This is a genomic window from Micavibrio sp. TMED2 (assembly GCA_002168225.1).
In the GTDB taxonomy this organism is placed as follows: Bacteria; Pseudomonadota; Alphaproteobacteria; order TMED2; family TMED2; genus TMED2.
This window is the reverse complement of sequence record NHBH01000009.1, coordinates 795,407-814,111: the sequence shown is the minus strand read 5'-3', so window position 1 is coordinate 814,111 and position 18,705 is coordinate 795,407. Positions and strand designations below refer to the sequence as shown.

At 59.1% G+C, this 18,705-nt stretch carries 19 protein-coding genes; 13 read left to right on the top strand and 6 right to left on the bottom strand.

Annotation, left to right across the window (positions count from 1 at the left end):
- Nucleotide 1: 1 nt before the first annotated feature.
- From CBB62_15415 to CBB62_15395, 5 genes are all read right to left on the bottom strand, one after another.
- The gene (locus CBB62_15415) at nucleotides 2-1,063 is read right to left on the bottom strand and encodes a hypothetical protein (GenBank protein ID OUT39742.1); all 1,062 of its coding nucleotides are present in this window, start codon (nucleotides 1,061-1,063) and stop codon (nucleotides 2-4) included.
- A 28-nt stretch (nucleotides 1,064-1,091) separates the two neighbouring features.
- Complete coding sequence (locus tag CBB62_15410) at nucleotides 1,092-2,357, bottom strand: beta-ketoacyl-[acyl-carrier-protein] synthase II (protein OUT39850.1); 1,266 nt, start codon at nucleotides 2,355-2,357, stop codon at nucleotides 1,092-1,094.
- A 79-nt stretch (nucleotides 2,358-2,436) separates the two neighbouring features.
- A complete protein-coding gene (locus tag CBB62_15405; protein ID OUT39741.1) occupies nucleotides 2,437-2,676 on the bottom strand; it encodes an acyl carrier protein in 240 nt (79 codons plus the stop codon).
- Between the two features lie 150 nt (nucleotides 2,677-2,826).
- Complete coding sequence (locus CBB62_15400) at nucleotides 2,827-3,567, bottom strand: beta-ketoacyl-ACP reductase (protein ID OUT39740.1); 741 nt, start codon at nucleotides 3,565-3,567, stop codon at nucleotides 2,827-2,829.
- Between the two features lie 38 nt (nucleotides 3,568-3,605).
- The gene (locus CBB62_15395; GenBank protein ID OUT39739.1) at nucleotides 3,606-4,553 is read right to left on the bottom strand and encodes a [acyl-carrier-protein] S-malonyltransferase; all 948 of its coding nucleotides are present in this window, start codon (nucleotides 4,551-4,553) and stop codon (nucleotides 3,606-3,608) included.
- A 349-nt stretch (nucleotides 4,554-4,902) separates the two neighbouring features.
- Between CBB62_15395 and CBB62_15390 the strand changes: the two genes are divergently transcribed.
- The 13 genes from CBB62_15390 (at nucleotide 4,903) to CBB62_15330 (ending at nucleotide 17,121) form a co-directional block, all read left to right on the top strand.
- On the top strand, nucleotides 4,903-5,376 hold the full coding sequence (locus CBB62_15390) for a 30S ribosomal protein S6 (GenBank protein ID OUT39738.1): 474 nt from the start codon (nucleotides 4,903-4,905) through the stop codon (nucleotides 5,374-5,376).
- Nucleotides 5,373-5,618 carry a 30S ribosomal protein S18 gene (locus tag CBB62_15385; protein OUT39737.1) on the top strand — a complete coding sequence of 82 codons (246 nt, stop codon included), beginning with the start codon at nucleotides 5,373-5,375 and terminating at the stop codon, nucleotides 5,616-5,618. Before CBB62_15390 ends, CBB62_15385 begins: the two co-directional genes overlap by 4 nt.
- 54 nt (nucleotides 5,619-5,672) lie before the next feature.
- On the top strand, nucleotides 5,673-6,755 hold the full coding sequence (locus tag CBB62_15380) for a hypothetical protein (protein ID OUT39736.1): 1,083 nt from the start codon (nucleotides 5,673-5,675) through the stop codon (nucleotides 6,753-6,755).
- Complete coding sequence (locus CBB62_15375) at nucleotides 6,748-7,377, top strand: 50S ribosomal protein L9 (GenBank protein OUT39735.1); 630 nt, start codon at nucleotides 6,748-6,750, stop codon at nucleotides 7,375-7,377. The genes CBB62_15380 and CBB62_15375 overlap by 8 nt, the downstream gene beginning before the upstream one ends.
- Before the next feature lie 124 nt (nucleotides 7,378-7,501).
- Nucleotides 7,502-9,013 (top strand): replicative DNA helicase, encoded by a 1,512-nt coding sequence (locus CBB62_15370; protein OUT39734.1) that lies wholly within the window; start codon nucleotides 7,502-7,504, stop codon nucleotides 9,011-9,013.
- 42 nt (nucleotides 9,014-9,055) lie between these two features.
- The gene (locus tag CBB62_15365) at nucleotides 9,056-10,189 is read left to right on the top strand and encodes an alanine racemase (GenBank protein OUT39733.1); all 1,134 of its coding nucleotides are present in this window, start codon (nucleotides 9,056-9,058) and stop codon (nucleotides 10,187-10,189) included.
- A 43-nt stretch (nucleotides 10,190-10,232) separates the two neighbouring features.
- On the top strand, nucleotides 10,233-11,024 hold the full coding sequence (locus tag CBB62_15360; protein ID OUT39732.1) for an ABC transporter permease: 792 nt from the start codon (nucleotides 10,233-10,235) through the stop codon (nucleotides 11,022-11,024).
- The gene (locus CBB62_15355) at nucleotides 11,021-11,830 is read left to right on the top strand and encodes an ABC transporter ATP-binding protein (GenBank protein OUT39731.1); all 810 of its coding nucleotides are present in this window, start codon (nucleotides 11,021-11,023) and stop codon (nucleotides 11,828-11,830) included. Before CBB62_15360 ends, CBB62_15355 begins: the two co-directional genes overlap by 4 nt.
- Entirely contained in the window at nucleotides 11,830-13,254 is a 1,425-nt protein-coding gene (locus tag CBB62_15350) for a DNA repair protein RadA (protein OUT39730.1), read from the top strand. The genes CBB62_15355 and CBB62_15350 overlap by 1 nt, the downstream gene beginning before the upstream one ends.
- Nucleotides 13,254-14,015 carry a hypothetical protein gene (locus tag CBB62_15345; GenBank protein ID OUT39729.1) on the top strand — a complete coding sequence of 254 codons (762 nt, stop codon included), beginning with the start codon at nucleotides 13,254-13,256 and terminating at the stop codon, nucleotides 14,013-14,015. Before CBB62_15350 ends, CBB62_15345 begins: the two co-directional genes overlap by 1 nt.
- Before the next feature lie 49 nt (nucleotides 14,016-14,064).
- Complete coding sequence (locus tag CBB62_15340; protein ID OUT39849.1) at nucleotides 14,065-15,552, top strand: amidophosphoribosyltransferase; 1,488 nt, start codon at nucleotides 14,065-14,067, stop codon at nucleotides 15,550-15,552.
- Nucleotides 15,553-15,671: 119 nt separating this feature from the next.
- Nucleotides 15,672-16,340, top strand: coding sequence for a hypothetical protein (locus CBB62_15335; GenBank protein ID OUT39728.1), 669 nt, complete (start codon nucleotides 15,672-15,674; stop codon nucleotides 16,338-16,340).
- Between the two features lie 79 nt (nucleotides 16,341-16,419).
- Entirely contained in the window at nucleotides 16,420-17,121 is a 702-nt protein-coding gene (locus CBB62_15330; GenBank protein ID OUT39727.1) for a hypothetical protein, read from the top strand.
- Between the two features lie 6 nt (nucleotides 17,122-17,127).
- Here the strand turns inward: CBB62_15330 and CBB62_15325 are convergent, their stop codons facing one another.
- Nucleotides 17,128-18,693 carry a ribosome biogenesis GTPase Der gene (locus CBB62_15325; GenBank protein OUT39726.1) on the bottom strand — a complete coding sequence of 522 codons (1,566 nt, stop codon included), beginning with the start codon at nucleotides 18,691-18,693 and terminating at the stop codon, nucleotides 17,128-17,130.
- Nucleotides 18,694-18,705 lie beyond the last annotated feature (12 nt).

The following is an 18,705-nucleotide window of genomic DNA, read 5'->3' as shown; positions in this document are numbered from 1 at the left end:
GTCAGTTTCCGTTCCGCGCAGCCCTGGCCCGCGCGATGTTCCGTTTATGCTCGTCATAGGTGACGGCAAAGGCGTGACCACCGCTGCCATCGGCGACGAAGAAGATGTAATTATGGCTGTCGGGATTAAGCACGGCCTCAATCGACGCCCGACCCGGATTGGCAATCGGTCCCGGCGGCAGTCCGGCAATCCGGTAGGTGTTATAAGGGTGATCGAACTTCCAGTCGGCGCGGGTCAGCATTCGACCCAGCGGCTGCTGCCCGTCGGTCAGGGCATAGATCACGGTCGGGTCCGATTGCAGTTTCATACCGCGCTTCAGGCGATTGACGAAGACAGCGGCAACCTTGGCCCGCTCGGCATCGAGGCCGGTTTCCTTCTCCACGATGGAAGCCAGTGCTAGCGCCTCTTCCTTGGTGTTGAACGGCAAGCCCTCGACGCGGCTGTCCCACAACGCATCAAGGGTGTTACGCATGGCCTGTTCCATGCGTGAGACCAGTTCCTGCCGATCATCATCACGCTGGTAGTTATAGGTCTCGGGCAAGAGCCAGCCTTCCGCTGGCGGGGCAGTGATCTCGCCACTCAACCGGTCATCAGCTTCCAGCCGGTCGAAAACCTCACGGTTGGTCAGACCCTCGGGAATGCGCTGCTGATAGATAACCACATCGCCTTCCTCCAGCAGCGCCAGCGCACCGCGCGGGCTGGTGCCGGGGCTGAAACTGTACTCACCGGCCTTGAGGTTGCGGCCCATATCGTTGAGCCGGGCCCAGAGCACCAGACGCTGCGGATGCTCGATTACCCCGGCAGCCTGCAGGCTTTCGGCAATCGAGGACAGTCCCTGTCCGGATTTGATAACAACGGTCGTCTGCTGGCTGAGCGGCCCGGCGCGGAAGGCCCAAGCGTTGATCCAGGCAAAGCTGCCGGCAATGACCGAGGCGACAACAATCGCCACCACGGCAAAGCCCAGAATCACAAAACGCCATAGCCGTGACTTGCGCGGCCGTGGCGTTTCAGTGGTTTCGGGTTCTGGCACTTCCGGCGTTGTCGTTTGATCCGTGTCGGTCATCAGAAGGCTCGGATAGTGTGTCCAGTGATCAGCTGGCGGCTTTGAAGATCAGGCTGGCATTGGTGCCGCCGAAGCCGAAGCTGTTGGACAGCGCCACATCAATCTTACGCTCTTTTGCCTTCAGAGGCACCAGATCAATCCCGGCAAGACCGTCTGACGGGTCCTTGAGGTTCAGGGTCGGCGGTGCCACCTGATCCCGGATCGCGAGGACCGAGAAGATTGCCTCAACCGCACCGGCAGCACCAAGCAGGTGACCGATGGCTGATTTGGTCGAAGAGATGCTCACATGGTCATAGTCATTGCCAAGCAGGCGACGAACCGCGTTGATCTCGATTTCATCACCGAGCGGAGTCGAGGTGCCGTGCGCATTGACGTAATCAACGTCAGAAGAGTTCAGACCGGCACGCTTGAGCGCGGCCTTCATGGCGCGGTAACCGCCATTGCCATCCTCGGCTGGTGCCGTCACATGGTGGGCGTCACCGGACATGCCGTAGCCGACAACCTCGGCATAGATTTTGGCACCGCGCTTTTTCGCGTGCTCATATTCTTCCAAGACGACGACACCGGCGCCCTCCCCCATGACAAAGCCATCGCGGCCCTTGTCAAACGGACGCGAAGCCTGTTCCGGCGTGTCGTTGTAGCTGGTGGACAGGGCACGGCAAGCGGCGAAACCGGCAATGCCGAGGCGGTTCACCGCGGCTTCTGCACCACCGGCAACCATCACATCGGCATCGTCGAGCGCAATCATCCGGGCCGCATCACCAATGGCGTGGGCACCGGTTGCACAGGCGGTTACGACAGAATGGTTCGGGCCACGGAAACCGTAGCGGATGGATACCTGACCGGACGCCAGATTGATCAGACAGGCCGGGATAAAGAACGGCGACAGACGGCGCGGTCCCTTGGTGTCCATGATGCGGGAACTCTCGTCGATGGTACCGAGACCACCGATACCGGAACCGATCATGACGCCGGTACGGTCCTTGTCCTCATCATCCTCCGGCAACCAGCCGGAGTCTTTTACCGCCTCATCGGCTGCCGCCATGGCGAGCACGATGAAACGGTCATTTTTGCGACGGTCCTTGGCTGCCATGGCAGCATCGGGATCGAAGCCGTGATCGCCCTCGGACACATCAGGCACGGTACCGGCAATCCGGCACGGCAGGTCGCTGGCATCAAAGCTATCAATAGGCCGGATACCGGAATTACCGGCAATCAGGCGGTCCCAGCTGGAGACAACAGAGCCACCAAGCGGTGACACCATGCCAAGTCCAGTTACCACGACGCGTCGCATAACGATCAATTCCCTGAGATTTACATGCAGGTCCAAGCAGGGCCCGGTCCGGGCTTACACCCAGACCAGTTCCCAAAGCTTAGGAATCAGAGTTGGCTTTGATGAACTCGACAGCATCGCCGACGGTCAGAATTTTTTCTGCCGCATCGTCGGGGATCTCGACACCGAACTCTTCTTCAAACGCCATGACCAGCTCAACGGTATCAAGGCTGTCTGCGCCAAGATCATCAATGAAGCTGGCGTTTTCACTTACTTTGTCTTCCTCAACACCGAGGTGTTCAACAACGATCTTCTTAACGCGTTCGGCAATATCGGCCATCGCTATAGGTCCTTCTACTAGTCAGAATTGTCTCGAAACGGACAGTGGAGGCAGCTCATACGAAACTGCCGATTGCAAAATAACGCGGTCCCTTAGCATGATTGTTGGACACGCGCCAAGACTGTTCGGGAAAGTACCGTCCCGATACGGTTAAATCATGGCCATGCCACCATTGACGTGCAGGGTCTGCCCGGTCACGTAACCCGCTTCCGGTGACGCGAGGTAGGCAACAGCCGAGGCGATGTCATCCGGCGCACCGAAAGTCCCTGTAGGAATGCGGCCTAGCATGGTTTCGCGCTGCTTGTCATCCAAAGCATCGGTCATGGCGGTCTGGATAAAACCGGGGGCAACACAGTTGACGGTAATACCCCGGCTGGCAATCTCCTGCGCCAGCGATTTGGTCATACCGATCATACCGGCCTTGGCGGCGGCATAGTTGGTCTGGCCGGGGTTGCCGGTCACGCCAACGACAGAAGTAATGCCGATGATTCGGCCCCAGCGGCGTTTCATCATGCCGCGCAGCATGGCCCGGGCGAGGCTGAAAGGTGCCGTCAGATTGACGTCGAGAACCGATTGCCAGTCCTCTGCCTTCATGCGCATGGCCAGTTGATCACGGGTGATACCGGCGTTGTTGACCAGAATATCGACCTGACCGGTCACCGCTTCGGCATCCTTGGCGAGCTTCTCGATCCCTTCGGCGTCACCGAGATTGGCGGTCACCACATGTACCCGGTCGCCACCGATTTCCTGTGCGACCTCATTCAGCACCGCTTCACGGGTACCGCTCAGAATGACATGGGCGCCATTGGCATGGAGGCTTTTCGCAATGGACTGACCGAGACCACCGGAAGCGCCGGTGACGAGTGCTGTTTTGCCATCAAGACTGAACATGGATTACCTATCCCAACTGTAATGAATGAAAGACCGGATCAGGCGAGCAGCTTGGCGAGTTCTTCGAGCTCACCCGGCGTGCCGACATTACCGGTTTTGATATCGCGGTTGATGCGTTTGACCAGACCCGACAGCACATTGCCGGCACCGAGTTCATAGATCGCCTCAACCTCCTGCGCCGCCATATAATCAACGCAACCGCGCCAGCGCACGGTACCGGTGACCTGATCCACAAGGACACGGCGTAGATCGGATGGTGCAGAGACCGGCTCGGCGATCACATTGGAGACCATCGGCACCGAAGCGGGCTTGAGGTCGATCTGGGCCAGCGCATTGGCCATGGCATCGGCTGCCGGGGCCATCAGGCGACAATGGAATGGCGCACTGACCGGCAATGGCAGCGCACGCTTGGCACCTTTATCCTTGGCAAGCGCAATCGCCCGGTCGACAGCAGCCACATGACCGCTGACCACCACCTGCCCCGGCGCATTGTCATTGGCCACGGCAAGGACATCATCACCGCTTGCCTCACTGACCAGATCGGTCACGGCATCAAGCTCAAGCCCAAGAATGGCAGCCATGGCCCCCTCGCCCGGTGGTACGGCGGCCTGCATGGTCTCACCGCGCAGACGGAGCAGTTTTGCCGTCTGGCCAATGTCAAAGACACCGACAGCAGCGGCAGCGCTGTACTCACCCAGCGAATGCCCAGCGACCAGGCTGGCCTTTGAACAGATATCGATACCCATTTCCCGGCGCAGCACCTCGGTTACGGCGAGGCTGACGGCCATCAGGGCCGGTTGCGCATTGGCGGTCAGGGTCAGTTCCTCGGCCGGGCCATTGAACATCAGGCGGCTCAGATGCTGATCCAGCGCGTCATCCACGGCTTCAAAGACTTCGCGTGCGACGCCGAATGCCTCGGCCAGTTCCTGCCCCATGCCCGGCTTCTGGCTGCCCTGTCCGGGGAATACAAACGCAAGTTTGGTCATGACTGCTGTCACTCTCGTGTTTCGCTGTTGGTGTCCGTGTTCGCACATTGATGTGCTTGTTGTCCTGTTGGGCGCGCATGGATAAACACCATCGGCCCGTTGTCAAGCAATCGCGGGACAGCGGTACTGCAAGGCTGTTCCCCTGTGTTCAGCGACCGGGCTTTCCAAACTGGGCTTGAGTTTGTGCGCGTTCTGGCTATATTGCGCCATCCCCGCCATATGGGGATACCTCCTTGCCGGTATCGCTTTTGATATCGGCTAGATCTGGGCGGCCAAGCCAAAACACTGATTATTCAGCGTTTTTGGAAGTGGCGCCAGATCACTCAACAGCCAGAAGGAGCACATTGCAGTGGCTTTATACGAAACCGTGTTTATTGCACGGCAGGACGTTTCGGCAGCGCAGGTTGATGCGATCACCGAAAGCCTGACCAGCATTTTGACTGAAAATAGCGGCAAAGTCGTCAAGACCGAAAACTGGGGTCTGCGCGCTTTGTCTTACCGGATTCAAAAGAACCGCAAAGGGCATTATGTGATGCTAGGCATCGACGCCCCTCCAGCCGCTCTTGCGGAAATGGAGCGTTCCCTGCGTTTCAACGAAGACGTTATCCGTTACATGAGCATTCGCGTTGAAGAGCTCGACAGCGAGCCATCTGCTGTTCTGCAGCAGCGTGACCGCGGTGAGCGCAGTGAGCGTCCCGGTGGCCGTGGCGAGCGTGGTGATCGTGGTGACCGCAACGATCGTGGTGATCGTGGCAGCCGCCGCCCACGTAACGAAGACTCTTCCGATAACAACGAAACCGAAACCGTAGGAGATGACGCATGAGCAACGTACGTTCAGCACGCCGTCCATTTTTCCGGCGTCGCAAGACTTGCCCATTCTCTGGTGAAGGCGCTCCGGCGATCGACTATAAAGACGTTCGCCTGCTGTCTCGCTATATCTCCGAGCGTGGCAAGATTGTTCCAAGCCGGATCACTGCCGTTTCTGCAAAGAAACAGCGTGAACTGTCCAAGGCGATCAAGCGTGCACGCTTCCTGTCATTGCTGCCTTATGTCGTGAAGTCATAAGGATTTTTTAAGCGACCAGTTATGCGCCCCGATCCGGGCGCGTAACCGGCCGGTTTGGAACTGACGGGTTTCGTCATGACTGACAGTGATATTGACGAAACAGGCAGAACCGAGGTTATCCCGGGCAACAAAAGCTGGCGGCAGAAGATCATCGCCGGAATTTGTTTTGGCATGATTGCCACCGCCTGCATCTGGGCGGCTCAGGTAACTACAATCATTGGCTTGCCATTCTTTTATACGGTGCCCCTGATTTTTGGTCTGCTTGGCTTTATCTATGGTTTTGACAGCCTGTTGGTTGGCTTTTTGACAGTTTTTGTCGGCGGCCTGTTCTATCTGGACCTGCCAAGCCTGATAACGGCGACATGCGGAATTTTCATTCCAATCGCGCTGTTTATCGGATTGCAGGACCGGCGGCTCTGGCCAGACAAAACAGAGGAGAGAAAAGAGAGTAGTAACAGCTTACAGTGGTTTTTATGGCCGGATGTAGCCCATGGCCGATTGAGGAATGGCATCACACTGATGTCCTTTATCGGGGTTTATGGCACTGCATTTGTCGTCTCGGAGCTTGTATTAGGTGAATACAGCATCGGCTTCATGAACGAGTTTCTGTTCGGTGAAATCGACAGCGCTCCGGCAACCGAAGGCCAGCGTCAGATAATGTCGATGCTGATGAATGCAGCACAATACGCACCGACTTATGTGACCGTGGTGTTCAGCATCTGGATATTGGCATCCCTTAAGTTTGCCATGGCCTCTATCCGGTTCATCCAGATGACCGTTCAGCCAACTGTAAGACTGGGACAGGCAGCCTTGCCGGTATGGTACGTGATCATCACGGCACTGTTCGGCATCATTGCCAGCCAGACCATCGGTGATATCAGGTTCATTACCCTGAATATCGCCATGATACTGGCGATACCCGCTGTTATTGCCGGCTTTGGCGTTATTGGCGATATAACCAGACAGATCAAATATGGCTGGTTCCTTCGCTGGATGATTTATCTGGTGGTTACGCTTACCGCGACTTTCGGTTCGCTGGCCATCATTGCAATTTTGGGTTTTTTGGATGCGCCCCTGCAGATGCGCGAATGGTTTATTGCCAAGCTGGGGCCTAAGTTGGAGAAGAAATATGCTTGACGTTATCCTGTTAGAGCGCGTCGAACATCTGGGCCAGATGGGCGATGTCGTTAAAGTAAAGCCGGGCTATGCCCGCAATTTCCTGTTGCCTAAAGGCATTGCGCTGCGGGCCAACAAAGACAACCTCGCTCTCTTCGAAACACAGAAGAAAGAGCTGGAAGCACGCAACCTGAAGCGTCGTCAGGAAGCTGAAGCCGTCGCCAAGAGCATGGACGGTCAGGAAGTTGTCCTGATCCGCCAGGCTGGTGAAGCCGGTCAGCTTTATGGTTCCGTCACCGCCCGTGACGTTGCCGACGCCCTCAACGACGCCGGCTTCAAGGTCGGTCGCGGGCAGGTTGTTCTCAACCTCGCCATCAAGACGCTGGGCCTGTTCGACGTTCGCGTTTCCCTTCACTCCGAAGTCAGCGTGACCGTCTCTGTGAACATCGCCCGTTCTGCCGACGAAGCGAAAATCCAGCGCGAAACCGGTGGTGCCCTCGTCCGTAACGAGGAAGGCGATCTGGTCAGCGAGGAAGAGCTGAAAAACAGCGAGATTGAGGAAGTCGACGAAGCCGATGCGGAAGCACTGGCCGAAGCTGCTGACGCTGAAACCGCTGAAGAGAGCGAAGAAGTTACCGCATAAGGGTTGGCAAGGGTCACGCTTGTTACCGTGATTCACAGCCTGTGAATAAACGGCCGGTGTTTTCACCGGCCGTTTGCTTTTTTCCCGCTGGCTGTCGTCCCCAACTATCGGTAGCTTGTCGCCCATGCAACAGGCTCCCCTATATCCCGGTTCCGGCGACGTGATCGCCGCCAATGATCCCAGCACGCAAGGCGATGTCCAGCGTTCCGTGCCGCCCTCCAATATCGAGGCGGAACAGGGCCTGCTGGGCGCTTTGCTGTATGAAAACCGGCTGCTCGACCGGCTCGATGACAAGCTGAAGCCGGAATATTTCTATGTGCCGGCCCATGGTCGGATTTTTGAAGCGATCCAGCGCCTGATCCAGCAGGGTCAGGTCGCCGATCCGCGCACGCTCCGCACCTATTTCGATCAGGATGCGGATTTGGCCGAGGTCGGTGGCGGCGGCTATCTGGCAGAGATTGCCGCCAATGCCATCACCGGTGGCGCCGTGGTCGATTACGCCAATGCGATTGCCGATCTGTATCTGCGCCGCCGCCTGATCGAACTCGGTCACGACATGGCGACCAAGGCGGCGAAGGCCAGCCTTGAAGACAGCGCGAAAGCACAGCTCGGCGAGGTTGAAACCCAGCTGTTCAATCTCGCCACCACCGGTGATACCGACCGTGGCAGCGTCTCGCTCGTCGAGGCCATGACCGTGGCGATTGATGCTGCGGAGAAGGCCTATCAGCATGGTGGCGGCATTACCGGGGTCACCACCGGCTTCAAGACACTGGATGCCAAAATGGGTGGTTTCCACCCTTCTGACCTGATCATCCTCGCCGGTCGCCCCTCGATGGGTAAAACCGCGCTCGCCACCAATATGGCCTTCCGCGCCGCACGGGAGTTCGACAAGAGCAATGGCGAGGCCGGTGCTCCGGTCCTGATCTTCTCACTCGAGATGTCCGCCGATCAGCTCGCCGGTCGTATTCTGGCCGATGTTACCAGCATTCCGTCACACAAGATCAGACGTGGCGAGTTGACCGACCGCGACATCCCGACCTTTATCGAGGCCAGCCGCGATCTGCAGAATACCGGCCTCTATATCGACGACACGCCTGCCCTTACCATCGGTCAGGTCCGCCAGCGCTCGCGCCGCCTGCAGCGGACCAAGGGCATTGGCATGATCGTCATCGACTACCTGCAGCTGCTGCGCGGTTCTGCAAGCTCATCCGAAAACCGGGTGCAGGAAATCTCCGAAATCACCCGCGGCCTGAAGGCACTCGCCAAGGAACTGCATGTTCCGGTCGTCGCCCTGTCACAGCTCTCGCGTGCCGTCGAGCAGCGTGAAGACAAGCGCCCGCAACTGGCCGATCTGCGGGAATCGGGCTCGATCGAGCAGGATGCGGACGTGGTCATGTTCGTATTCCGCGAGTCCTATTACCTGCAACGGGCAGAACCGGCACAGCGCCCGGATGAGAGTCAGGACCGTTATAACGAGCGTTTCGCGGCATGGTCGGAACGCGCGCAACTCATGGAAGGCAAGGCTGAGGTGGTGATTGCCAAGCAGCGTCACGGTCCGATCGGCAACCCGATGCTGGCCTTCATCGACGAGTTCACCCGCTTTGACGACCTCGACAATTACCATATGGACGACTAGCTTTGTGGGCATCCCGAATGCCCCGATTGGAACTGCTCGCCCATGGATGCCGCCCAGCCTACCTCGCTCAACAGCAATGCCATTCTGCGGATCAATCTCGACGCCATCGCTGCAAATTACCGGAAGCTCCGGGATCGCGTAGAACCCGCGATCTGCGCTGGCGTGGTGAAGGCCGATGCCTATGGCCTCGGTATCGGCAAGGTAGCACCAGTGTTATGGGACAATGGCTGCCGCTGGTTCTTCGTCGCCACGGTCGATGAAGCCATCGAACTGCGCCGAATACTGCCCGAGGCAGAAATCGCGGTCTTGAGCAACTATCTGCGCGGCACCGAGGTCGAGTTGATCAGCAATAAGCTGGTGCCGGTACTGAATGATCCTGCCGATTTTGCCTGCTGGTCCTCCGCCTCCCGCGCCGCCGGGCGCAAACTGCCCGCGATCATACAGCTGGATACCGGCATGTCCCGGCTCGGCATGATGCCGGAAGACGTGGAAAAGCTCGCTGGCGATCAGGATGCCTTCAAGGGCTTCACCGTCAAGTTCATCATGAGCCATCTGGCCTCTGCCGATGTTCATGACAGTGAACAGAATCTGCAGCAGCTCGACAATTTCCGCAATGCGCTGGCCCTGCTGGAACCGCTGGAACCGAATGCCAAGGCCTGTTTCGCCAACTCCGCCGGGATCTTCCTTGGCAGTAATTATCTCTACAACATGGTACGCCCGGGCATCGCGCTTTATGGCGGCAACCCGACCCCGCATCTCAGCAACCCGATGAGCCCCGTGGTCCAGCTCTCCGCCCGCGTCTTGCAGGTCCGCGATGTGCCCGCCGGTACCCATGTGGGGTACAGCGCCACATGGACCGCGAAACGCCCCAGCCGGATCGCCACCCTCGGCCTCGGTTATGCCGATGGCTTTCTGCGCACCGGCAGTGGCAAGGGACGTGTGGCCTTCGGCGATCTGAACGCACCGATCATTGGCCGCATTTCCATGGACATGACCGGCATCGATGTCACCGATATTGCCACCGAGGCCTGTCGTCCCGGCGATTATGTCGAAATCATCGGCCCCAACCGTCCGCTCGACGATGTCGCCACCGATCACCAGACAATCAGCTATGAAATCCTCACGAGCCTTGGCAAGCGCTATCGCCGGGTTTATGAGACATCACACAAATCCTGATCCCCCGTATCCAAGCCTGTATTTTTCGGACAAGCATCAAGCAATGGCCAGCAGTCAGACCGTCAATCCAATCGCCATGATCGGCGCCGCCTTTCTCGGCCTTCTGGCCCAGCTCGGTCGCTTCGGGCTGTTTACCGGCAAGGCCATCTGTCATGTTCTGACACCGCCGTATTTCCCGCGGCTGATCGGTCGCCAGCTGATGCAGATGGGCTTCTACTCCCTGCCGGTGGTCGGCCTGACCGCGCTGTTTACCGGCATGGTGCTGGCCCTGCAGAGCCATACCGGCTTCTCGCGCTTTCAGGCCGAGGGTGCAGTTGCCACGGTTGTCGTTCTGTCCATGACCCGTGAGCTTGGCCCCGTGCTGGCCGGACTAATGGTTGCGGGACGGGTCGGTGCCGCCACCGCCGCTGAAATCGGCACCATGCGCGTAACCGAGCAGATCGACGCGCTCTGGACCCTGTCCACCAACCCGTTCAAATACCTGATCGCCCCGCGCCTGCTCGCCGGTGCCATCACCCTGCCCCTGCTGGTCATCATCGCTGACAGCATCGGCGTCATGGGCGGCTATCTGGTCGGCGTGCATATCCTCGATTTCAACAGTGCCGCCTATCTGAAAAGCACGGTGGAATACCTTGAGCCGATCGACGTTATCTCCGGTCTGGTCAAGGCATCGGCCTTCGGCTTTGTGATCGCGCTCATGGGTTGCTATCAGGGCTATCATTCCGGTCGCGGCGCGCAGGGTGTCGGCAAGGCCACCACCAATGCCGTGGTGACCGCCTCGATCCTGATCCTGACCCTCAATTACCTTATTACCGAACTGTTCTTTGCCGGATGAACCAGACGCTTTCCACTATCGACGCCGCCACAGGCGTTGAGCCAAAAATCGAGATCAATGACCTTAAGAAGTCATTCGGTCCGAAGCATGTGCTGCGCGGCCTCGACCTGACCGTCGGCAAGGGCGAATCCGTTGTCGTCATCGGCGGGTCTGGCACCGGCAAATCCGTACTGCTCAAATGTATTCTCGGCCTGATGCAGCCCGATAGTGGCAGCATCAAAATCGATGGCGAGGAAACCACCGGTCTGCGCGGCAAGAAACAGGAAGAACAGTTCGGTCGCTTCGGCATGCTGTTTCAGGGTGCCGCCCTGTTTGACAGTCTGAGCGTCTGGGAAAATGTCGCCTTTGGCCTGATCCAGGGCAAGAAGATGGCGCGCGCCGCCGCCCGTGATGTTGCGGTTGAGAAGCTGGCGGCGGTCGGCCTCAAAAGCGACGTTGCCAATCTGTTTCCGGCGGAACTCTCTGGCGGGATGCAGAAGCGCGTCGGCCTCGCCCGCGCCATTGCCGGCAATCCCGAGATCATCTTCTTCGATGAGCCAACCACCGGCCTCGACCCGATCATGAGCGACGTGATCAACAAGCTGATCAACGAACAGGTCAAGGCGCTCGGCGCAACGGCGGTATCAATTACGCACGACATGGCCAGCGCCCGCAAGATCGCCGACCGTATTGTCATGCTCTATGAGGGCGAGCTGATCTGGAACGGTCCGGTTGACCAGATCGACAACTCCGGCAATCCCTATGTCGAACAATTCGTCACCGGCAGCGCCGAAGGCCCGATCGCCATGCAGGTGAAAGCGGGATAATGGCCAGAAAACGCCCCAGCTTCGTCTGTCAGGAATGCGGGACTGCCCATGGTCAATGGGTCGGCAAATGCGATGGCTGCGGTGCCTGGAATTCGCTGGTCGAGGAGAGCACGGAAGACCTCAATCCCGGTGGCCTGAAAAATCGCAGCGCCAAGGGCAAGGCAATCGAATTTGCCGATCTGCAGGCCAAAAGCACCGATGTTACCCGCCACCTCACCGGCATCGGCGAGTTTGACCGGGTCTGCGGCGGCGGTGTTGTGCCCGGCGGCGCGCTTCTGGTTGGCGGCGATCCCGGCATCGGCAAATCGACCCTGATGCTGCAGGTTGCGGGCGCGTTGTCCCAGAGCCTGAAGGTCGCCTATATCTCCGGCGAGGAAGGTCTGGAACAGATCCGTATGCGGGCCGCCCGGCTCGGCCTGTCACAGGCACCGGTGCAACTGGCCGCGGCTACCTCGGTCCGCGATATCGTCGCCACCATGAATGATACCGACCGCCCGGATATCCTGATTATCGACTCAATCCAGACCATGTTTGTCGATACCATCGACAGCGCCCCCGGCAGCGTCGGACAGGTCCGGGCCTCGGCGCAGGAAATGATCCGGATCGCCAAGCAACGCAATATCGCCATTATTCTGATCGGTCATGTGACCAAGGAAGGCACCCTCGCCGGTCCCCGTGTGCTCGAACACATGGTCGATACCGTGCTGTATTTCGAGGGCGAGCGCGGCCATCCGTTCCGCATCCTGCGCACGGTCAAAAACCGCTTCGGTGCCACCGATGAAATCGGCGTGTTTGAAATGATCGAAGCTGGCCTTAGCGAGGTAGCCAACCCCTCAGCCCTGTTCCTCGCCGACCGTCGGGAACAGGTGCCCGGCACCTGCGTCTTCGCCGGGATCGAGGGCACCCGCCCGCTGCTGGTCGAAATACAGGCACTGGTCGCGCCCAGCGCCTATGGCACACCGCGCCGCGCCGTGGTTGGCTGGGACAGCAACCGGCTGGCGATGATCCTTGCCGTGCTGGAAACCCGTTGCGGGCTGACCTTCCATACCGAAGACATCTATCTCAACGTCGCCGGTGGGCTGCGGATCAACGAACCGGCAGCCGACCTCGCCGTTGCTGTTGCCCTCATCAGCGCGCTGAAGGAAAAGCCCGCACCATCCGGCACAGTGGTATTCGGGGAAATCGGCCTGACCGGCGAGGTCCGCTCGGTCGCCCGCGCCGATGCCCGCGCCAAGGAAGCCCAGAAGCTTGGCTTCACCCGTGCCTGGATGCCCAAGAGCGTGCAGGGAAAACAGGGCAAGAAAACAATCGAAGGCATAGCGATTGAGACCTTTCACACGGTCGGCGACCTGCCGCAAGCAATCGACTATGCCGATGAAAATCATGCTGCAAGCGACAGCAGCAACCGGGAGCATGTTGCCTGATGGAAAACGAAGCGGCCAATGTTGTTGCCGGCACCATACCGGCCTTTCACTGGGTGGATGCCGCCGCCCTCGCCACCCTGCTGCTCTCTGGACTGCTGGCATTGTTCCGCGGTTTCACCAAGGAGTTCTTTCAGGTGGTGAATGTGGTGACGGCGCTGTTCGTTTCCGCCGCTGCCATGCCCTACGCCCTGCCCTTCGTTGAGGAGTTCATTCCGGCGGGCTGGATATCCAAGGCGGTGACCGGCACCGTTATCTTCATTATCGTCGCGGCGATCATGGCGCTTATCTCCGGTCAAATCTCCAAGGCGATCCGCAAATCAAGTCTGAGCGCGCTTGATCGCTCCCTCGGCTTTGCCTTCGGGCTGGTGCGTGGTGCACTGATTATCTGCCTGACCTATATCGTGCTGCTCTTGGTCTCCAACCCGCAATCGGTTGAGGCGGCAATCTCGGAAGCACGATCTGGAAACTTGATCCTGCTCGGTGCCAACACAATTATACAGTTACTGCCTGAGGAAACCGTCGCCGCTATCGGGCTGGACGAGGCACTGGAGCCAGCGAAAGAGAGCGCAGGCCCGCGTCCAACGCTGGATGAGGTCAAGACGATAGACGAGAACAAGCCATCCGCAGATGAAGACGGCAAGGCATCCGACAGCGATGAAAACGGCGCATCCGGCCAAGATGATGATGCAACGCTGCTGCGTGACGGCTATAAAGAGATTGAACGAAAGGCCATTGAGGCCTTATTAGACGCCAACAGATAGTTAACCGACCAGCCTGCCCCGAAACGGCCTTAGGATTAGTGATATGGCGATGACTGACTGCACTACTACCGACGCTGGTTTTACGACCAATCCGTTTGATGATGACAAGCTGCGCGAGGAATGCGGCGTCTTTGGCATCTTCGGACATGAGGATGCCGCCGCCCTGACGGCGCTCGGTCTGCATGCGCTCCAGCACCGCGGTCAGGAAGGCACCGGGATCATCTCCACCGATGGCGATGACTTCTTTTCCCACCGCGCCCTCGGTCATGTCGGCGACCATTTCTCCAAGCGGGAAGTGATCGAGCAGCTCAGGGGCCATATCGCCATTGGCCACAACCGGTATGCCACCACCGGCGGCTCACAACAGGCCAGCAATGTACAGCCGCTGTTCGCGGAAATGGAATTCGGCGGCTTTGCCCTCGGTCAGAACGGCAATATCACCAATGCCCTGACGGTCCGCGAGCAACTGGTTCGCCGTGGCTCGATCTTTCAGGCAACCACTGATACCGAGGTGATCATTCACCTGATGGCCCTCGCCCGTGGTGCCAGCGTTATCGACCGTCTGGTCGAGGCGATGCGCCAGCTTGAAGGTGCCTATTCCGTCGTCTGCATGACTAATGAACAGATGATCGGTGCCCGTGATCCACTTGGCATCCGGCCACTGGTGCTCGGCAAGCTCGGCGACAGCTATGTGCTGTCTTCTGAGACCTGTGCCCTCGATATTATCGGCGCGACCTTCATCCGTGACATCGAGCCCGGTGAAATGGTCGTGGTCGACAAGAACGGCCTGCAGACCATGCGCCCGTTCAACGAACAGAACTCACGCTTCTGTATCTTTGAATATGTCTATTTCTCACGCCCCGACAGCTTCTTCGCCGACCAGTCGGTCTATGAGGTACGCAAGCAGATCGGGCGCGAACTGGCCAAGGAAAGCCCGGCCCTCGCCGATGTGGTCGTACCGGTACCGGACAGCGGCGTGCCATCGGCCATCGGCTTTGCCGAGCAGTCAGGCATCCCGTTCGAGTTGGGCATCATCCGCAACCACTATGTTGGTCGTACCTTCATTGAGCCGACCGATGAAATCCGCCACCTCGGCGTCAAACTCAAGCATAATGCCAACCGCCGCCTGATCGAAGGCAAGCGCGTGGTTCTCGTCGATGACAGCATCGTGCGTGGCACTACCTCCAAAAAGATTGTCGAGATGATCCGCGCTGCCGGTGCCTCGGCGGTCCATATGCGCATCTCCAGCCCGCCAACCACCCACAGCTGCTTCTACGGCGTTGATACGCCAAGTCAGGACAAGCTGCTGGCGCACCAGTATTCGGTGAAGAAGATGGCGGAAATGATTAATGCCGACAGCCTCAGCTTTGTCTCCATTGACGGGCTGTACCGCGCCGTTGGCGAGGCCAAGCGCAATACCAACCAGCCACAGTTCTGTGACGCGTGCTTCACCGGCGATTATCCGGTTCGCTTGACCGACAAGGCAGCAAAAGAAGCAATCGGTACCGAGAGTGTACAGGTCCGTCGTCAGGCGTGACGTACCGCGCATCGGTGGCATCTGATATTTCCGTGAAGGGCTGTTTAGACTTGGGAAATTCAGCCGCTTTGTGCAAATATCGGGTGAAACAAACCGGTTCAGTGGGAAACACCGAGATCATGCGCATCCAACAGACAACGCTGTCCGTTTCAGGCGTTTCAGGTCATATCGTCAAATTCGCTATTGGCGTATTCACCGCCGCATCGCTGCTCTCCACAACACTGCCGGGTACCGCCAATGCGCAACAGGGCGGACAGATGGATGAGCTCCGTCAACGCATCGTCAACATGTGTAACGAGGCATGGGCCGACGATCAGCCACGCGAAGAGCAGTGCCGCAAGGATAGTATCAAACAGCTCGAAGACTACATCAAACTGGTCAACAGCTACCCGCCGAACAGCGACCATTACCGAGTTCTGATCGAGTGCTCCCAGAAATGGCCGGATGCCATCCCCATGTGGAAGATGTGCGCCAATCTTGAAATGCCAAACGAGCCTGCTTTCAAGCCATTCAGCACCGGCATCACCCCGATGGAGGCCCTGCGCCAGTATCAGGCGGCACAGCCGAACAGCATGGCACCGGCTGACCCGCGCCGCCTGCCTGATAATCTGCGCAACCTACCCAATGTCACCTTACCAAACAGTGATGGCAGCGGCAGCTATGCCGGACAGACCGGATCACCACAGCGCGCACCGGCGAGTTCACTCTACGCCCCGCGCCCGGTCCAGCAGCAACAGCAGCAATCCGGTGGTGGTGTTTATGTTCCCGGTGGTGGCATAAACCGATAAATTCTGCATAACTACGCCCGATTTCATGCGGCTGCCCGGATAGGCGGCTGTTCCCCGTTTTCTTTCGCCTGCCTGATCCATGACTGACCAACCCATCTGCCTGATTACCGGGGCGTCACGCGGCCTCGGCGCTGCCCTCGGCCTCGCCTTTGCCAAGGCCGGTTACCACATCATTGCCGTGGCCCGCACCGTCGGCGGGCTTGAGGCTCTCGACGATCAGATCAAAGCCGCCACCGGTCAGGACGCAACCCTCGTGCCCCTCGACCTGCGCGACAGCGATGCCATCGACCGCATGGGCGGTGCCCTGCACCAACGCTTCGGCAAAATTGATGTGGTGATCAGCAATGCCGCCAATATGGGCACGCTCAGCCCGATCGCCCAAAGCAATCCCAAGCCGTTCGAGGATGCCTGGCGTACCAACTGTCAGGCTCCCTACCGCCTGATCCGTAGCATGGACCCGCTGCTGCAGTTGAGCGGCAATGGCCGGTTTATCGGCGTTACCTGTGCTGCCGCTGTCGATCAGCAACCGTTCTGGGGCGGTTATGGTGCCAGCAAGGCCGCGTTTGACCGCATGGTCATGGGTTATGCCAGCGAGGTGCCGAATGGCAAGGTGCGGGTCAATCTGGTTGATCCCGGTCCGATGGCGACCAAGCTGCGCGCGATTGCCTTCCCCGGTGAGCCGGAGGGCACGCAACCGGACCCGGCAACAAGGACAGATGCCTTCATCGCCCTTGCCAGCGCCGATGACACCCGCCATGGCGAGCGGATCATCCTCGACTGATGACGATCAGGTTTTGCGGGCCTTGTGTGCGTAGGGGTTGTCGGCCTTGCGCATGGAAATCCGCATCGGCACACCACCGAGATCGAATGTCTCCCGCATCCCGTTGAGGAGATAGCGGCGATAGCTCTCGGGCAGGTCTTTCGGGCGCGAACACCAGAGTGCGAAATGCGGTGGCCGGTTCTTGATCTGGGTCATATAGCGCAGCCGGATCGGACGCCCCTGTGATGCCGGTGGCGGATGCGCCCCGATCATGCCATCGAGCCAGCGGTTGAGGCGACCGGTGGAAATACGGGTGTTCCAGCGCTGATAGACATGCAGCACGGCGCCCATCACCTTGTCGAGGCCCTTGCCGCGCAGACCGGAAAGCGTCACCAGCGGCACACCTGCAACCTGGGTCAGTGAGGTCTGCAACCGGTCCTCGAACCCGCGCAGGGTCATGGCCCGGTCATCGACCGCGTCCCATTTATTGACACCGATCACCAGCGCCCGCCCCTCATTGATAACCCGGCGGGCAATGGTCAGGTCCTGCTTGTCCAGCCCTTCATTGGCATCGACCAGCAACAGAACCACCTGTGCCATATCAAGGCTGTTGAGCGTGCTCGAATTGGCAATCTGCTCAAGACGGTCGGTGACCTTGGCACGGCGACGCAGACCGGCGGTATCGACCAGATTGAAGGTCCAGCCCTCATAGGTCCAGTCGCTGGCAATGGCATCACGGGTGATACCCGGCTCCGGCCCGGTCAGCATCCGTTCCTGTCCCAGCAGGGTATTGACCAGTGTCGACTTGCCTGCATTCGGACGACCGATGATCGCCATCTGGATTGGCCGGGCGCGCAACTCCGCCTCAAGCTGATCCGCGAGGCTGGCTTCCTCGGCCTCGTCGATGATCATCATCTCAGGGTCAACGCCCTCGGGCAGGACCATGCCGCTCGTGGATTTAACCGCTTCGCCCTCGCCTTCCTCGTCAATTATCTCGTCGAGGTCGTCTTCATCATCATCCCCGTCATACTCTTCCGGCACATCAGCCCAGCCATCGGCCTCGATCTCGGTCTGCATGCGGATCGCTTCGGTTACCTCGGCGGCCTCATAAGGCAGCAGGGCATCGAACAGCACATTCATGCCATCGCCATGCTCGGCGGACAGGCGCAGCGGCTCACCAAGCCCGAGGGAATATGCCTCGAGATACCCGCTCTCCCCGGCCTTGCCCTCGGCCTTGTTGGCAATCAGGATCACCGGGATCTTGTGACGACGCAGCTTATTGGCGAAGAATTCATCCAGCGGTGTAACACCGGCACGGGCATCGATCAGGAACAGCGCAACATCGGCTTGGCCGAGTGCTTCCTCGGTCTTGAGCCGCATCCGGCCCGCGAGTTTCTCGTCCGGCTCGTCCTCAAGCCCCGCGGTATCGAGCACATCGAAATTGAGCGAGCCGATACGCCCGGTGCCGCGCCGCCAGTCACGGGTCAGCCCCGGCGTGTCATGGACAAGCGCTACCCGCTTGCCGACAAGCCGGTTGAACAGCGTGGATTTGCCCACATTGGGGCGGCCTACCAGCGCGACGGTGAAGCTCATGACATGATGCCG

What these genes read in the sequence shown, in the direction of transcription:
- CBB62_15415 (OUT39742.1), bottom strand. Translation starts at nt 1,063, where the DNA reads ATGACCGACACGGATCAAACGACAACGCCGGAAGTGCCAGAACCCGAA.
- CBB62_15410 (OUT39850.1), bottom strand. Translation starts at nt 2,357, where the DNA reads ATGCGACGCGTCGTGGTAACTGGACTTGGCATGGTGTCACCGCTTGGT.
- CBB62_15405 (OUT39741.1), bottom strand. Translation starts at nt 2,676, where the DNA reads ATGGCCGATATTGCCGAACGCGTTAAGAAGATCGTTGTTGAACACCTC.
- CBB62_15400 (OUT39740.1), bottom strand. Translation starts at nt 3,567, where the DNA reads ATGTTCAGTCTTGATGGCAAAACAGCACTCGTCACCGGCGCTTCCGGT.
- CBB62_15395 (OUT39739.1), bottom strand. Translation starts at nt 4,553, where the DNA reads ATGACCAAACTTGCGTTTGTATTCCCCGGACAGGGCAGCCAGAAGCCG.
- CBB62_15385 (OUT39737.1), top strand. Translation starts at nt 5,373, where the DNA reads ATGAGCAACGTACGTTCAGCACGCCGTCCATTTTTCCGGCGTCGCAAG.
- CBB62_15375 (OUT39735.1), top strand. Translation starts at nt 6,748, where the DNA reads ATGCTTGACGTTATCCTGTTAGAGCGCGTCGAACATCTGGGCCAGATG.
- CBB62_15370 (OUT39734.1), top strand. Translation starts at nt 7,502, where the DNA reads ATGCAACAGGCTCCCCTATATCCCGGTTCCGGCGACGTGATCGCCGCC.
- CBB62_15365 (OUT39733.1), top strand. Translation starts at nt 9,056, where the DNA reads ATGGATGCCGCCCAGCCTACCTCGCTCAACAGCAATGCCATTCTGCGG.
- CBB62_15360 (OUT39732.1), top strand. Translation starts at nt 10,233, where the DNA reads ATGGCCAGCAGTCAGACCGTCAATCCAATCGCCATGATCGGCGCCGCC.
- CBB62_15355 (OUT39731.1), top strand. Translation starts at nt 11,021, where the DNA reads ATGAACCAGACGCTTTCCACTATCGACGCCGCCACAGGCGTTGAGCCA.
- CBB62_15350 (OUT39730.1), top strand. Translation starts at nt 11,830, where the DNA reads ATGGCCAGAAAACGCCCCAGCTTCGTCTGTCAGGAATGCGGGACTGCC.
- CBB62_15345 (OUT39729.1), top strand. Translation starts at nt 13,254, where the DNA reads ATGGAAAACGAAGCGGCCAATGTTGTTGCCGGCACCATACCGGCCTTT.
- CBB62_15340 (OUT39849.1), top strand. Translation starts at nt 14,065, where the DNA reads ATGACTGACTGCACTACTACCGACGCTGGTTTTACGACCAATCCGTTT.
- CBB62_15335 (OUT39728.1), top strand. Translation starts at nt 15,672, where the DNA reads ATGCGCATCCAACAGACAACGCTGTCCGTTTCAGGCGTTTCAGGTCAT.
- CBB62_15330 (OUT39727.1), top strand. Translation starts at nt 16,420, where the DNA reads ATGACTGACCAACCCATCTGCCTGATTACCGGGGCGTCACGCGGCCTC.
- CBB62_15325 (OUT39726.1), bottom strand. Translation starts at nt 18,693, where the DNA reads ATGAGCTTCACCGTCGCGCTGGTAGGCCGCCCCAATGTGGGCAAATCC.